The following is a 15,189-nucleotide window of genomic DNA, read 5'->3' on the forward strand; positions in this document are numbered from 1 at the left end:
GAAGTCTTTATGTCCAGTCAATGTGTTTGCGACCGGCAATTGCCGGGCGGCGCACCTTTCCGGGGCGTTGGGGATCAGGCAGAACCCGATGGAAATGACGCGCCGGCCAGATTGCGCGCGTAGGCGGCGGCCTCATGCGGGTTGATGTCGGCGGCGCGGATCAGATTGTCGAAATGCTGGGTCAGCGCTTGGACCGGCTGGGTGGCGTTCAGCACGACATACATGTCGCCGACATATATGGCGGCGCGGTAAGGGCCGAAGATGGTCAGCGGGATGGAATAGCGCATGCGGCCGTCATAGAGGAACAGGCGGAAGGTGGGGTAGAGATCGTCAAGCAGCGTCGCCATATGGGCAAGCTGCTGCCGGCGGTCAGCCTCGGGAAAGCGGTCCCAGACGCCCAGGCCGCGGGCGAAAATCTCCAGCGTGTGGCGCGGCATGCAGACCTCCATGTCGGTCTCAGGGCGCCGGTTGTACTCGATGCGGTACTGCGTCTCGCTCGCCTGAGCGAGGCGGCTGCGGTTGGTGATGTTGGCTTCGTAGTCGACCAGCTGGCGTGTGCGCAGGAGGTCGGGAATGCCGGCCGGCACATAGCGGATCTTGGTGCCTGCGGCCTCGGCGAACCATTTGGCGAGCAGCGTGCGGTCGAAGCCGTCGGGCGCCTCTTCGATCTCCAGGCTTTCGCGGATTTCGCCGGTGACGCCTTCGTCCTGGGAGAGGCCGAGGAGCCAGTCCAGCGAGATCTTGAATTCGGCGGCGATGTTGAGCAGCGTTTCGGCGCGCGGCAGGCGCGTCGAGGCGCCGGACATCAGTTGCGACAGCGCCGACCGATCGATGCCGACTGCTGACGCGAAGGCCGACTGGTTGAGGTCGGACCGTGTCAGGAGCAGCTTCAGACGCTCCCGAAAGATTGCCGACAGGTCCCGTTTGTCCACTGTTCGTTCTTCGCGCTCACTTAGGAAAAATTTGCGCCATAGCCGTCGAATCAGCACTCCAGGCGTAAATGAATCCCTAGGGTTGTTTACAATGTGTAACATCTGCGGTCAAAAATGCGCAAATGCAACATTTTGTACACTTTGTCTCGTTGAGTGGAATCGCTTCTCCTGACACTATGTTGTCAGGAACCAATTGGGGTTTCGGCGGCTGAGGGACAGTGGTCGATAGCATGACAGGCAAGAGCATCAAGCGACGCAACGCAGCAGCCATCGAGTGGCCGACCGTGGTTCTCGCTTTCTTCTGTTACGGAATGTGGCTCGCTGCCGGGCTCCTGCTCTGGCCCTCTTATCCGATCCTGGCACTTCTTCTCCTCGGCTTCATCCTGGCCTTGCAGTCGTCGATCATGCACGAAGTGCTGCATGGCCATCCGACGCGCAGCGCGCTCATCAACGAAGCCTTCGTCTTCCTGCCGATCGGCCTGGTCTGGCCGTTCCGTCGCTTCAAGACGCTTCATTTGCGCCACCACGCCGACGAGCGCCTGACCGATCCGCTCGACGATCCCGAGAGCTATTACCAGGCGCTGTGGATGCATGACGATCTGCCGCCGACGATGAAATTCCTGCTCAAGATAAACAACACCATGGCCGGCCGTTTCTTTCTCGGCCCTTGGCTGTCCTGCATCGGTTTCTTCGTCGACGACGCCAGGCATGTGATTGCCGGCGACAAGGTGATCGGCAAGGCATGGCTGCTGCATGCGATCGGCCTCGCCATCGTAGTGCCGATCGTGCAGTTCGGCTTCGGCATTCCCGTATGGCTCTACATTCTGGTGCCGGTCTGGCTCGGCCAGTCGCTGATCGCGGTCCGGACTTTCGCCGAACATCAGTGGTGCGAGCACCCTGAAGGACGCACGGTGATCATCGAGCGCTCGCCGCTGTCGTTCCTGTTCCTCAACAACAATCTGCACTTCGTTCACCACAAGACCCCGACCGTTGCCTGGTACAGGCTTCCAAAACTGTTTGCCGACCGCCGCGACGAGTGGCTGCGGATGAACAATGGCTACGCCTATCCGAACTATTTCGCACTGATCAAGGCCTACGCATTCAAGGCCAAGGAGCCGATCGTGCACCCGGTGCTGCGCCGCCAGCCCGAGCCGGGCAGGGCATTCAAGCCGCGCATCAGGGCGCGCAGCATCAGCGGGCTTGGCAGCGCGCCGGTTCCGGCCGAGCCGCCGAAGGAATAATCCCCGGACATCCCGGTGTCGGCCAATTCTGATTGAACGCCGCGTTTTTGCGATCCTTTCCCGAGCCATGATGATTGAGTGTCGGCATGAGTGAATTGATTGCGGCATTGCCGATGTACGACTGGCCCGAAGTGCGCGGCGAGGTCGACGCGCAATGGGCAGCGTTGCGCGAGGCTTTTCGGCACAAGGGCATCGATGCGCCGCAGACAATCGTGCGCCGCAGTGGCGACCTGCCGCCGGTGCCGGGCGGTATCCGGGACGCCGAGGGCAAGCTAATCGCGCCCGATCCGGCGACACTGCCGCCGAACGAACTCGACCATCACCAGCTTTGGCTGCATCCGGCGCTGCTGTTCGCGCAGACCTGCTGGGGGCCGATGGAACTCGGCCTGAACAAGCATGTGCAGGTGGTCGGCCAGCCGAGCTACGACGCTTACGAAGGCGGCCAGGGCGAACTCTATTCCAGCGCGCTGGTGATGCGCACAGGCGAGGGATCGGAAGTTCGCTCGCCCGCGGATGGCAAAGCCTTGCTGCCGCTCGATCTGATGCGTGGCAAGCGTTTTACCTACAACAGCCTCGATTCGATGTCGGGCATCATTGCACTGGCGCGCGATCTGCAGGCCGCCGGCGAAAGCCTGGATATCTTTTCCTCGCGCAGCGAAAGCGGTGGCCATCGCGGCTCGATCGTCGCGGTCGCCGAGGGCAAGGCGGATATAGCTGCCATCGACTGTGAGAGCTGGGCGCTGGCGCAGCGTTTCGAACCTGCGGCAAACGCCGTGAAGGTCGTCGGCTGGACGGCAAGGCGCAAAGGCCTGCCCTACATCACCGCCAGGACGACGCCGGAAAAGACGCTCAAGGCTCTGCGCGAGGCGCTTGCCGGATCAGCCGAGCAGCCTCGCATCCAACGGGTAGGTTGAAAGCTGCTCGTTACCGGTCTCGGTGATCAGGATCTGTTCCTCGATCTTGACGCCCTCATGGCCGCCGAGACGGCCGATATAGCTTTCCACGCACAGGACCATTCCCGGCTCCAGCACGCCGTCGGGCGTGTCCGGCGTCCAGTCGCTGGCATGTGGCAGGGTTGGATACTCGTCGGCGAGGCCGACGCCGTGATAGAGCACGCCGTAGCGCGCCGGGAAGCAATCTCCCGGCGGCACCACGGAGCGTTCGACCAGGTCGCGAAAGGACATGCCGGGCTGCATCAATTGCGTGTTGTGGGCGATCTGGTCGGCGGCAATGCGGAACAGGTCGCGCTGCTCGTTCGACGGCCTGGCGTCACCGCAAAGCCAGGTGCGCGAGAGATCGGCGCAGAAGCCGTAGGGACCGATCAGGTCGGTGTCGAAGGCGACGAGGTCGCCTGCTTCGATCACGCGCGATGAGCATTCCTGGAACCACGGATTGGTGCGCGGCCCCGAGGCCAGCAGCCGGGTTTCGATCCATTCGCCGCCGCGCGCAATGTTGCCGCGGTGGAGTTCGGCCCACAATTCGTTTTCGGAAATGCCCGACGTCAGCGCCTTCTCCATTTCACCCATCGCCGCTTCGCAAGCGACGATTGCGCGGCGCATGGCGAGGATCTCGTCCGGCGATTTGATCAGCCGCGCATTTTCCATCACCGCTTCGCCATTGCCAATCGAGATGCCGAGCCGGGCGAGTTCCTCGACGCCTTCCGGGTTGATGTGGTCGACCGCAATGCGGCTGTTGCCGCCGCCATGCTCCTTGACCAGATCGGCGATGCCGGCCGCCCAGCGGCGGACTTTGTGCTCGGTCAGCTCACCGCCATAGAGGTACATCCACGACACTGCCGGCCGCACCTCGTCAACGACGCCGGAATGGTCGGACAGATGCTCGCAGGAGAAATAGTCGAACAGCACCACGGGTCCCTCAGTGGCGACGAAGCAGTGGCGGGTCGGATTGTGCGCGACCCACAGCTGCATGTTGGTCGAATCGGTGGCGTAGCGGATGTTGACGGGGTCGTAGAGCAGCGCGCCGGCGTAGTTTCGGCGCCTCAGTTCGGCGCGGAGGCGCTCGAGCCGGTATTTGCGCATCGCGGCAAGATCGGGCGCGGCGATGCCTGCCGCTTGCCATTCGGCTTCAGCCAGCGCGCCATAGCCCAGCACATGCTGGTTCAGCGACGCCGCCTTCTGGCGCGATGTTTCGCGCAAGGCTTCGACGGAGCCGGGCTCGAACGGCATGATCTTGCGATGACGACCGAACCCTTGTTTCTCCACCCGACGCCTCCCTGCCGACTTACTGTGGCGCTGCGCCCGCGGCCGCTTTCTTCAGCCGCGTGACCGTCAGCGTGCGGGTGGGCGGCTCGCTGTCGAACAGCATCGGAACGACCAATTGCTGCGGCGAGCCGTCAGCGACATAGCCGGCCTCGCTCAAGGCCCGCAGGATGCCCTCGGGAGGTTCCTTGTCATTGGCCATCACGAGCACCGCCGGCTCGATCAGCAAATGGCCGAAGTCCGGCATCTCGTCGTCGAGCACGACCAGATCGGGATCGACAAGACGCAGATTTCCCACCCAGTGCCAGCTCGATATCGCCGTGCGAACCGGACCGTTTGCCGTCAGCTGGCCATAGAGCGACTGGTAGTCGACACGCACGATGCTGCCGCGGCTGTCGCCGCCATTGAGGTGCGTGTACCAGGTCACCGGCAGCACGAGGATGGCAAGCGTTGCGCCGACAAAGACGACGACGTCCTGCACCTTCCTTCCCTTGTCGCCTCTGGCATCCATCCGCAAGGCCAGCGCGACCGGCAGCAACACAAGGATGGGAAGCATCCAGCGATCGCGAAATTGCGTCGTCCCGCTCGCCAGGACGAGCACGATGGTCATCGCCAGGGCAAAAGCGATGGTGCGCCACACCAGTTTCTCGGTCCATGGCGCCGGTTGCAGAGCCGGCGCCGGCTTTTTCCATGCGATGAGCAAAGCCGCGACGAATATGCCGGCCGGCAACACGGCGAAATACAGGATAGCCTTGCCCAGTCCGCGCATTCCGTAGAATGCGGTTTGTGTGGCGCTTTCTCCTCTGCCCATGCCGAAGCCGCCGCTGTGCGACAGCAACTGGTCGGTGTAGGTCAGGTTCCAGTAGAGCGTCGGCAGGCAAAGCAGCACCGCCACGACAAGGCTGATCGAAAACCGGCGGTTGAGGATGACGCCGCGCGTTTCGCGCAGCGACAGGGTGGACAGCATCAGCGCGCCGAGAAAGATCGCGTTGTTGTATTTCGACAGGATGGCGGCGGCCATCGCCACGCCAAACAGCACATAGGTGGCCAGCGAACGCCGCTGCACCAGTTCAACGAGCGCAAGAAACAGCACCACTGAAAAACAGAAAGCGGCGATCGAGTGGGTGAGGGCGTGCTGCATCTCCCACACCATCTGCGGAAACAACAGCAGGCCGAACAATGCGGCGGCGCCAGCGCGGCTGGAATAGCCCAGGCGGCGGACAGCGATGAAAACCGACGCCAGCGCCGCTCCGATCAGCAGGTACTTCACGATCTTGAGCGCCAGGATGTTCGTTCCGACCACGACGGCGACGAGGCGGGCAAGCCAGGTGTAGAGCGGCGGCTGCGAGCCGCCATAGCCAGCCCACAGGTAGTGCATGTACATCAGCTGTTCGGAATCGTCGACGCCGACACCGGTTCCCAGGACATGGGACAGCAGCGCCATCACCACGATCTGGACGACGCAATAGACCGCGACGCAGACCAGTGCGGCGTTGAAGGGACCGACCTTGCCTTCGCCGAGCCAGTCCGTCCATTTCTCTAGATACTGCAAGGGGATCGTCTTCTCATCGAGGGAAAATGCCTGCGGCCAACTGCCGAAGGCCCCTTACACGATCTCACGCTCCCTGTCGCCTTTTCAGGTCCGCATCTTCTCGCCGCTGGGGTCGAAGGGCGCCTCGACATTGATGCGCGCCGGACGCCGGTGGCCGAGGATCTCGATCTCGAACAGTCCGGCACTTTCGTCCTCGGCGAGTGCCGCCGGCACATAGCCCTGCGCCATCGACTTCTGCACATAGTGCGCATAACCGCCCGAGGTGACCCAGCCGACCACGCGCCAGTCGCCGTCGACGATGCCGCGCACGGCGGAAGCGCCTTCGGCAGCCTTCGAGCCACGCACTTCCTTGCCCGCCATGTCGAAGCGCGGCGCGCCATAACCATGCGGCTTTTCCACCGTGCCATAGTCCTTGCCGACCACCTTGGCCCAGATCGGCTCGTCGCCCATGACATCGGCGTCGGCCGCATCGACGATGAAGGAGACACGGCGCAGTTTCGGCCCTTCCGCCTGTTCCTTGGCAGCGGCCTCGCGGCCGATGAAGTCGTTCTTCTCCAGCTTGATGAAGCGGTCCATCCCGCCTTCGAACGGGCCGTAGATCGGCCGCAGTTCGCGGTACCAGGTCGGGAAGTTCTTCTCCAGGCGCATGGAGAGCAAAGCGCGCATGCCGAAATCGACGAGGCCGAACTCCTCGCCGGCGTCCTTGATCGCCTTGTAGACCAGACGCTCATAGGCCGGCGCCATCCAGATTTCATAGCCGAGATCGCCGGTATAGGTGATGCGGTTGACCATGCAGGGCGCGCCGCCGACCGCCATTTCGCGGAAATCCATGAAGCGGAAAGCTTTCGTCGAGATGTCGACATCGACCAGGTTCTGCAAGAGGTCGCGCGATTTCGGCCCGGCGATCGACAGGCCGACGAGCGTCTGATCGAAGCGGTGGATGCGCACCGAACCATCCTTCGGCAGGTGCTTTTCGAACCAGCGCATGTGGTATTTCTGCGCGGCGGAAGAGCCCCAGATCATAAATCTGTCTTCGCCTGCCTTGGCGATGGTGAAGTCGCCGATCAGCTTGCCGAATTCGTTGATCATTGGCGTCAGCACGATGCGGCCGATCTTCGGCATGCGGTTGGTCATCAGCCGGTTGAGGAAATCCTCAGCCGCAGGTCCCGACACTTCGTATTTGGCGAAGTTGGCGATTTCGGTGACGCCGACGCGTTCGCGCGTGGCGCGCACTTCCTCGCCGATAGGACCGAAATCGTTTGAGCGGTGGAAGGAGACGACGTCCTTCGGCTCCTTGCCCTTCGGCGCGAACCACAGCGGGGTCTCCAGGCCCCAGCTATCGCCCATGACGGCGTTGTTGGCGAGCATCGTGTCATAGAGCGGGGTGGTTTGTGCAGGGCGAGCAGCCGGCAGCTCTTCATTGGGGAAGCGGATGGAGAAGCGGCGCGAATAGTTTTCGCGCACCTTTGCGTTGGTGTAGCGCAGGCCGGCCCACTCGCCGAAGCGGGCGACATCCATGCCCCAGACGTCGAAGCCGGGATCGCCATGCACCATCCAGTTGGACAGCGCGAGGCCGACGCCGCCGCCCTGGCTGAAGCCGGCCATGACGGCGCAGGCGCACCAGAAATTGGTCAGGCCCTGCACCGGCCCGACCAGCGGATTTCCGTCGAGCGCGAAGGTGAAGGGGCCGTTGATGATCTGCTTGATGCCGGCTTTCTCGATGCCGGGGAAATGCTTGAAGCCGATCTCCAGCGACGGCGCGATGCGGTCGAGGTCGGGCGGCAGCAGTTCATGGCCGAAATCCCACGGCGTGTTGACCGGCGACCATGGCTTGCAGGCCTTTTCATAGGTGCCGAGCAGGATGCCGTTGCGCTCTTGTCGGGTGTAGATCTCGCCCTTGAAGTCGAGCACGCCGATCATCTCGCGGCCGGTCGATTTGTTGAACTCTTCGACCTCGGGCATCGGCTCGGTGAGCAGGTACATGTGCTCCATGGCCAGCACCGGCAGTTCGACGCCGACCATGCGGCCGATCTCGCGCGCCCACAGGCCGCCGCAGTTGACGACATGCTCGGCGTGGACGGTGCCCTGTTCGGTGACGACGTTCCAGGTGCCGTCAACTTCCTGCGTCAAGTCGACGACGCGGTTGCGCAGCACGATCTCGGCGCCCAGCTTCTTGGCCGCCTTGGAGTAGGCGATCGTCGTGCCGGAGGGATCGAGATGGCCTTCGACCGGATCCCACATGGCGCCGACGAAATTGGTCTCGTCCATCAGCGGGAACATCGCCTTGGCTTCGGAGGGCGTGATCAGCTCGGTGTCCATGCCGAGATAGCGGCCCTTGGCGTGGGCCAGGCGCAGAAAATCCATGCGCTCGGGCGTATCGGCCATCATCACGCCGCCGGTCAGATGCAGCGAGCAGGACTGGCCGGAGATTTCCTCGATCTCCTTGTAGAGCTGCACCGTATAGGCCTGCAGTTTGGCGACGTTGGGATCGCCGTTCAGCGTGTGGAAGCCGCCGGCTGCGTGCCAGGACGAGCCGGAGGTGAGCTCGGACCGCTCGATCAGCATGATGTCGGTCCAGCCGGCCTTGGCCAGGTGATAGAGCACCGAGCAGCCAACGACGCCGCCGCCAATGACAACCGCTTTTACATGAGATTTCATGAGAGATAGGTCCGTTTTTGCGTAAATTGAATCAGGTGTGTCGGTTGGCAGGATGCCGCCAGTTGCTTGCCGATCAAAAATCGGTCGGCGCGCCGCCTTCGGCCGTGCGCTTTTCGACGAAGTCGTTGAGCTCTTCACGGATCGCCGGGTCCATATAGGGTTCCTCGTAGGATGCCAGCCGCTCCTTCCAGACCTTGTTGGCCTTTTCCAGCGCGGTCGGCGATCCGGCTTCGGCCCAGGTCTCGAAATTGCGCCAGTCGGAGAGGATGGGCGAGTAGAAGGCTGTCTTGTAGCGGTCCTGCGTGTGCTGGGTGCCGAAGAAATGGCCGCCGGGGCCGACCGACTGGATGGCGTCGAAGCCGAGCGCTTCGTCGGACAGGTCGAGCGGGGTGAGGAACTCGGCCACCATCTGCAACAGGTCGATGTCCAGCATGGTCTTCTCGTAGGAACAGCGCAGGCCGCCTTCGAGCCAGCCGGCGCCGTGCATCATCAGATTGCCGCCGCCCTGGATGGCGCCCCACAGCGAGAACACACTTTCATAGGCTGCCTGCGCGTCGACGGTGTTGGCGGCGCAGGTATTGGAGGTGCGGTAGGGGATCTTGTAACGGCGGGCAAGCTGGCCGCCGACAAGCTGCGCCTTCATATATTCAGGCGTGCCGAAGGCCGGCGAGCCCGACTTCATGTCGACATTCGAGGTGAAGCCGCCATAGCCAACCGGCGCGCCCTTTCTCACCATCTGGGCAAAGGCGATGCCGGACAGCGCCTCGGCATTTTGCTGCACCAGCGCACCGGCGATGGTCACCGGCGCCATCGCGCCGGACAGGGTGAAGGGCGTGATGACGACGACCTGACCCTTGCTCGACATCTGGATGATGCCTTCCATCATCGGCACATCCAGTTTCAGCGGCGAATTGGTGTTGATGATGGTGAAGACGGACGGCTCTTCGAGCATCTGCTCATGGCTGATGCCGCGGGCGATCCTGGCGATCTCGATGCCGTCGACATTGCGCTCCTTGCCGAGCGAATAGATGTGGAACACCTTGTCGGTCAGCGTGGCGAGGTCGCGGATGCATTCGAGGTGGCGCACGGAAGGATGGATGTCGGTCGGCTCGACCGGATAACCGCCGGTGCAGTTCAGGATGTTGTGCATCTGCGCCAGGCGCAGGAAGTTGCGGTAGTCCTGCTGGTTGCCCGGACGGCGGCCGCGATCGAGGTCGGAGCAGTTCGGTGCCGACGCCATCATCGACAGGATCACATTGTTGCCGCCGAAGCGCACATTGTGCGCCGGGTTGCGGGCATGGAGCGTGAATTCCGACGGGCAGTTGGAGATGAGATCGAGGATCATGTCGCTGTCGAAGCGCACGCGCTCGCTGCCCTCGCGGACATCAGCGCCATTTTCCTTCATGATGCGGCGCGCTTCGTCATGCAGCACGTCGACGCCTATTTCCCTCAAGACGCGCAGCGAGGCGAGGTGGATCGATTCCAGCTCGTCGTCCGAGATCAGCTTGGTCGGCGTCAGCGGATTTCTCAGTTGTCGAAAAGCCGGCTGTTCGAAGGCGGCCGAGCCGCCGGCGCGCTTGCCCGCACGGCCACCGCGACGGGCACGGTCGGCTGCCAAAGGCGGTTCGGCTGGATGCAGGGCGGCGGTCATGATGGTCCTCGTACGATGCTGGTAGCGGGCGGCATAATGGACCGGCGGCTGTCCGGCCATTGCGGAGGCGGCGACCACTAGGACGAGGGAAGCGACATGCCCGAACGGCAGTCCGATAGTTGACAACCTTGCCGGGGATTGGCGGACAGGACGCGCCCACTGCGGCTCTTGGCGCAAGGGGATTTCAGGCGCGGCCCTTCCTTTCCCTAAATCGAACCGCTAGCTCAATGGTTTGCCGCTGGATCGGGCCGGCAATTCATGTGGAAGGCATCATGGCTGCGACCGGTTCGAGCGATGGCGAAGCGGGGACGCAATGGGCGGCGCTTGCCGGCGTAACTGCCGCCCTCGCGATGTTCGGTGCGGCGCAAGGGCTGAGCTCGCCGCTGTTTACGCTGCTGATGCAGAAGCAAGGCATGTCGCCGGCGCTGATCGGCTTGTCGCCGGCGCTGATCGGCTTGTCGGCAGCGATGATGCCGCTTGGCCTGATCCTTTCGGCCTCGTTCGTGCCGGCAGCCGTTCGGCTGGTCGGCGCGCGCAACCTGGCTGTGGGTTGCTCATTGATTGGGGCGCTGTGCTTCCTCGGCATCGGCTACCTGCAGGACTGGGTGGGCTGGTTCGTCATCCGCTTCATCATCGGTATCGTCATCAACCCGCTCTATATACTGGGCGAAGTATGGGCGCTGTCGCTGGCGCCGCCGTCGCGCCGCGGCAGGGTGATGGGGGCATTCAACACCGTGCTGGGCGCTGGCTATGCTGCGGGGCCTTTGGTCCTGACCGCGGTAGGGATATCGGGCTGGGTTCCTTTCCTGGTCGGCATGGCCGGCTTCATCCTGTGCGCCGCGATCCTTCGTGCTGTTTCGTCAAGCCTCGCCGGCTTCGAGGATGACGGCCAATTGCCCGGCGGCTTTTTCGGTTTCGCCAGGCTGGCGCCGGCGCTGTTGTTTGCCGTGCTGGTTTCAGCGGCGGTCCAGCAGGGCACCTACGCTTTGATGCCGGTCTTCGGTGCCGCCTATGGCCTGCCCGAAAGGACGCTGGCGGCCCTGGTGATGGCACTGTCGCTGGGAAACATCTTCCTGCAAATCCCGCTCGGCCTGCTGGCCGAGCGTTTCGGCGGGCGGGCGATGATCATCTTCTGTGCGTTGGCGACAACGACCTGCGCGGTTTTGCTGCCGTTGCTGATCACGACGCCGGCGATCTGGCTCGTCCTTCTCGTCATGGGCGCTGTCGGCTACGGCGTCTACACCATGGCGCTGGTGGAGCTCGGCAGCCGCTTCAGGGGAACCGTGCTGGTCGCCGGCAACGCCGCCTTCGCATTGATGTGGGGCGCCGGCGGCATTGTCGGCCCGCCTGGCGCCGGTGCCTTGATGCAAACCATCGGTCCGCTCGGCCTGCCGGTGGTGATCGCCGGCCTCGACGCGCTGCTGGTGAGCTTCGCGCTCTATCGATCGTTCAAGCGCCAAAACTCCTGACGGCCCAAAACTCCTGACAGGCCTTGTCTGGAGCAAACGGTTTTTCCCGGGGCGGGGCTTACCCGCGTCGGACAGAAAAGCTAGTCCTGAACCTGGTTTAGGTCCCAATGATGAACCTGGCGGAAGCTGACAACGAGAAGATGCAGTGGGCGGCGATCAGCGGCGTGATCGCGACCGTCTCGGTGTTCGCCATCGCGCAAGGCCTGTCCTATCCGCTGCTGAGCTTCATCCTGCAACGCCAAGGCGTTTCGCCGGCCATCATCGGGCTCTCGGCGGCAATGACGCCGATCGGCTTCATTGTCTCGTCGCCGCTGATCCCGGCACTGGCGCGCCGGTTCGGGGCAGGGCGCACCGCGCTTACCTGCGCGGCGCTTTCGGCGATCGTTCTGGCGCTGATCGGGTGGACGCAGAATGTCTATCTGTGGTTTCCGCTGCGCTTCCTGATCGGGGTGGTGACCAATCCGCTCTATGTCTTGAGCGAAATCTGGGTCATTGCACTGGCGCCGCCATCGCGCCGCGGTCGCGTCATGGGTGTCTATTCAACCATCATCTCGGCCGGCTTCGCTGCCGGGCCGCTCTGCCTGCTCGCTGTCGGCACCGTGGGATGGCCGCCATTCCTGGTGGGGATCGCCGCCTTCATCTTCTGCGGCGCCTGCCTCGCGCTGGTGCTGCCGCGACTGCCGAAGGTCGACGAAGCTGGGCGCCGGGTTTCGGTCATGGGCTTCGTGCCACTGGCATGGCTACTGCTGTCGGCGGTGGTCGTTGCCGCCGGTTTCGAACAGGGCGTGCTGGCGCTGCTGCCGGTCTACGGCACGCAGTATGGCATCGCGGAAGCGCGCATGTCGGCGCTGCTGTCGGTGATGATCGCAGGCAACATCGCCATGCAGGTGCCGCTCGGCTTGCTGGCGGAACGGCTGACGGCGCGGCTGGTGCGATTCGTCTGCGTCGTGGTGACTGTGCTGGGCTGCGTGCTGCTGCCGCTGCTGATCGAGACGCCGTTGATCTGGCCTTGCGTCTTTATCTGGGGCGCGGTCTCCTATGGCATCTACACCATGTCGATCATCGAGCTCGGCGAGCGCTTTACCGGCTCGGCGCTGGTCGCCGGCAATGCCGCCTTCTCCCTGATGTGGGGCATCGGCGGCATCGTGGTGCCGCCGCTGGCGGGTGGCGTCATGGATGTGATCGGCGCCTCCGGCCTGCCGATCACGCTGGGCACGATTTGTCTGGCACTGGCGGTGGCCACGGTCCTGCGCCGGCGGATGGTTTGAGGCCGCATTCCCCCGATGACCTGACGTCACCATCTTGAATAAAACCGCTTGCAACGCGATGTAGGCAGGGCTGCCCGCCACTAGCCTGGAGACCATGCGTGACCCAATCGATGACAAAACGCCAGACGGATGCCACCGCGGAGGACAAGTTCCTCTGGCTGGAGGACCGGACCAGCAAGGAATCGCTCGACTGGGTGCATCGCCAGAACGAGATCACCGTGGCCGAACTACAGGGCGATCCGTCCTACCAGGCGGCCTTCGAGACGGCGCTCGACCTGATGACGGCCGAGGACAACATTGCGGCCGGTGCCGCGCTCAACGGCCAAGTCTATAATTTCTGGCAGGACAAGACCAATGTGCTCGGCCTCTGGCGCCGCACGACGGTTGCTTCCTACAAGACCGAGAAGCCTGTGTGGGAGACGATCATCGACTTCGACGTGCTGTCGGCCAAGGAGGGGGTGAAGTGGGTGTTCAGCGGCGCCAGCCGCCTTTACCCCGATTTCAACCTTTGCCTGGTGGCGATGTCGCCGGATGGCGGCGATGCCAGCGAGATGCGCGAATTCGACATCGAGACCAAATCATTCATCGAGGGCGGCTTCCGCGCTCCCGCCTCGAAATCCGGCTTTTCCTGGCTGGACAAGGACACGGTCATTGTCTCGGCTGCCTTCAATGAAGACGACAAGACCCAGTCCGGTTATCCGCGCGTCGTCAAGCTGTGGAAGCGCGGCACCCGGTTGGAGGAGGCGACGCCGATCTTCGAGGCCGAGAAGCAGGATCTCGCGGCCGGCGCGGGGGTCGAGCATGATGGCGACAGGCAGTATTTGTTTCTGGCCCGCACGATCGCCTTCTTCTCCTCGCACAGTTTTCTGCGCCTGCCGTCGGGCGAAAACCGGCGCATCCCGCTGCCGGACGATGTCACCGACACCGCGCTGTTCAAGGGCCGGTTCGTGTTCGGGGTGCGCAGCCCATGGACGGCGCCGGGCGGCACTGAGTGCTTGCCGGACGGCCTCTATTCCTTCGATTTCGAACACTGGATGGACACCGGCGACCTGGGCCCTGTTGAAACCATGCTCGCGCCAGCGCACCGTGTTTCGGTCGCCGGCATTGCCCGCACTCAGGACCGGCTGTTCATCAATCTGATGGACAATGTGCGCGGCAAGGTCGTTGTCGCCGAGCGCAGCGGCGACCGCTGGTCGCTGAAGCCGGTGGCGCTGCCCGAGAACGGCAATGTCGGCATCGCGCATGCTGAGCATTTCGGTTCCAGCGTCTCCTTCTCCTTCACCGATTTCCTGACGCCGAGTTCGATCATCTGGTCGGATGATAACGGGGCGACGCTGGCCACCGTGAAATCGCAGCCGGCTCGGTTCGACGCCGCGCCGCTGGTCTCCGAACAGTTCGAGGCGCGCTCGAAGGACGGCACAATGGTCCCGTATTTCGTCGTCAGGCGGCGCGACCAGAAGGGTCCGGTGCCGACGCTGCTCTACGGCTATGGCGGCTTCGAAATACCGCTGCTGCCCGGCTATGCCGGCGTGCGCGGCAGGCTGTGGCTGGAAAAGGGCAACGCCTATGTGCAGGCCTGCGTCCGCGGTGGCGGCGAGTTCGGGCCGGCCTGGCATCAGGCCGCGCTGAAGGGCAATCGCCAGACTGCCTTCGACGATTTCGCCGCGGTGGCTGAGGACGTCGTCAGGCGCGGCATAGCCACGGCTGCTTCCCTCGGCATCCAGGGCGGCTCGAATGGCGGCCTGCTTACCGGCGTTTCCCTGACGCAGCATCCCGAACTGTTCGGCGCCGTCATCATCGAGGTGCCGCTGCTCGACATGCTGCGCTACACCGAACTGCCGCCAGGCGCCTCGTGGATCGGCGAATATGGCGATCCGGCAAAACCGGAAGAAGCCAAGTGGCTCGCCGCCTATTCGCCGTACCATCATGTCTCGGCCGATGCCGACTATCCCCCGGTGCTGCTCACGACATCGACCGCCGACGACCGCGTCCATCCCGGCCATGCCCGCAAGATGGCCGCGAAGCTGCAGGAAGCAGGTCACGGCAAGACGTTGTTCTTCGAGGAGACGGAAGGCGGCCATGGCGGGCGCGGCGACCGCCGGCCGCAAGCGGCGCAAACCGCCATGAAATACGTGTTCCTGCAAAGGGTATTGAGCGGCACCGCTTGAATTCCGGGCCTCGGGCGGCATAGACTGCCGC

10 protein-coding genes are annotated in these 15,189 nt (G+C 63.6%); 5 read left to right on the top strand and 5 right to left on the bottom strand.

Annotated elements, in window-relative coordinates:
• Positions 1-74: 74 nt before the first annotated feature.
• Positions 75-932 (bottom strand): helix-turn-helix domain-containing protein, encoded by an 858-nt coding sequence (locus NKI05_RS04265; RefSeq protein ID WP_023681768.1) that lies wholly within the window; start codon positions 930-932, stop codon positions 75-77.
• Positions 933-1,162: 230 nt separating this feature from the next.
• On the opposite strand from NKI05_RS04265, the gene NKI05_RS04270 reads away from it, so the two are divergent.
• Both NKI05_RS04270 and NKI05_RS04275 read left to right on the top strand, forming a co-directional pair.
• Positions 1,163-2,173, top strand: a complete 1,011-nt coding sequence (locus NKI05_RS04270) for a fatty acid desaturase (RefSeq protein ID WP_027050294.1) — start codon at positions 1,163-1,165, stop codon at positions 2,171-2,173.
• An 86-nt stretch (positions 2,174-2,259) separates the two neighbouring features.
• Complete coding sequence (locus NKI05_RS04275; protein ID WP_023746821.1) at positions 2,260-3,087, top strand: phosphate/phosphite/phosphonate ABC transporter substrate-binding protein; 828 nt, start codon at positions 2,260-2,262, stop codon at positions 3,085-3,087.
• Here NKI05_RS04275 and NKI05_RS04280 read toward each other — a convergent pair.
• From NKI05_RS04280 to NKI05_RS04295, 4 genes are all read right to left on the bottom strand, one after another.
• Positions 3,052-4,359, bottom strand: coding sequence for a M24 family metallopeptidase (locus NKI05_RS04280; RefSeq protein WP_023746820.1), 1,308 nt, complete (start codon positions 4,357-4,359; stop codon positions 3,052-3,054). The two genes, NKI05_RS04275 and NKI05_RS04280, sit on opposite strands and share 36 nt — an antisense overlap.
• Positions 4,360-4,414: 55 nt before the next feature.
• Positions 4,415-5,944 carry an ArnT family glycosyltransferase gene (locus tag NKI05_RS04285; RefSeq protein WP_023681764.1) on the bottom strand — a complete coding sequence of 510 codons (1,530 nt, stop codon included), beginning with the start codon at positions 5,942-5,944 and terminating at the stop codon, positions 4,415-4,417.
• A gap of 84 nt (positions 5,945-6,028) precedes the next feature.
• Positions 6,029-8,602, bottom strand: a complete 2,574-nt coding sequence (locus tag NKI05_RS04290) for a GcvT family protein (RefSeq protein ID WP_023815489.1) — start codon at positions 8,600-8,602, stop codon at positions 6,029-6,031.
• Between the two features lie 73 nt (positions 8,603-8,675).
• Positions 8,676-10,253, bottom strand: a complete 1,578-nt coding sequence (locus tag NKI05_RS04295) for a trimethylamine methyltransferase family protein (RefSeq protein WP_023815488.1) — start codon at positions 10,251-10,253, stop codon at positions 8,676-8,678.
• 272 nt (positions 10,254-10,525) lie between these two features.
• On the opposite strand from NKI05_RS04295, the gene NKI05_RS04300 reads away from it, so the two are divergent.
• From NKI05_RS04300 to NKI05_RS04310, 3 genes are all read left to right on the top strand, one after another.
• Complete coding sequence (locus NKI05_RS04300) at positions 10,526-11,722, top strand: MFS transporter (RefSeq protein WP_352792192.1); 1,197 nt, start codon at positions 10,526-10,528, stop codon at positions 11,720-11,722.
• Positions 11,723-11,829: 107 nt separating this feature from the next.
• Complete coding sequence (locus NKI05_RS04305) at positions 11,830-12,990, top strand: MFS transporter (protein ID WP_502898754.1); 1,161 nt, start codon at positions 11,830-11,832, stop codon at positions 12,988-12,990.
• 110 nt (positions 12,991-13,100) lie between these two features.
• Positions 13,101-15,158 carry a prolyl oligopeptidase family serine peptidase gene (locus NKI05_RS04310; protein ID WP_155929648.1) on the top strand — a complete coding sequence of 686 codons (2,058 nt, stop codon included), beginning with the start codon at positions 13,101-13,103 and terminating at the stop codon, positions 15,156-15,158.
• Positions 15,159-15,189 lie beyond the last annotated feature (31 nt).

Source organism: Mesorhizobium sp. M0771, assembly GCF_040320155.1.
GTDB lineage: Bacteria > Pseudomonadota > Alphaproteobacteria > Rhizobiales > Rhizobiaceae > Mesorhizobium.

What these genes read in the sequence shown, in the direction of transcription:
- NKI05_RS04300 (WP_352792192.1), top strand. Translation starts at nt 10,526, where the DNA reads ATGGCTGCGACCGGTTCGAGCGATGGCGAAGCGGGGACGCAATGGGCG.
- NKI05_RS04290 (WP_023815489.1), bottom strand. Translation starts at nt 8,602, where the DNA reads ATGAAATCTCATGTAAAAGCGGTTGTCATTGGCGGCGGCGTCGTTGGC.
- NKI05_RS04305 (WP_502898754.1), top strand. Translation starts at nt 11,830, where the DNA reads ATGATGAACCTGGCGGAAGCTGACAACGAGAAGATGCAGTGGGCGGCG.
- NKI05_RS04270 (WP_027050294.1), top strand. Translation starts at nt 1,163, where the DNA reads ATGACAGGCAAGAGCATCAAGCGACGCAACGCAGCAGCCATCGAGTGG.
- NKI05_RS04275 (WP_023746821.1), top strand. Translation starts at nt 2,260, where the DNA reads ATGAGTGAATTGATTGCGGCATTGCCGATGTACGACTGGCCCGAAGTG.
- NKI05_RS04310 (WP_155929648.1), top strand. Translation starts at nt 13,101, where the DNA reads ATGACAAAACGCCAGACGGATGCCACCGCGGAGGACAAGTTCCTCTGG.
- NKI05_RS04295 (WP_023815488.1), bottom strand. Translation starts at nt 10,253, where the DNA reads ATGACCGCCGCCCTGCATCCAGCCGAACCGCCTTTGGCAGCCGACCGT.
- NKI05_RS04280 (WP_023746820.1), bottom strand. Translation starts at nt 4,359, where the DNA reads ATGCCGTTCGAGCCCGGCTCCGTCGAAGCCTTGCGCGAAACATCGCGC.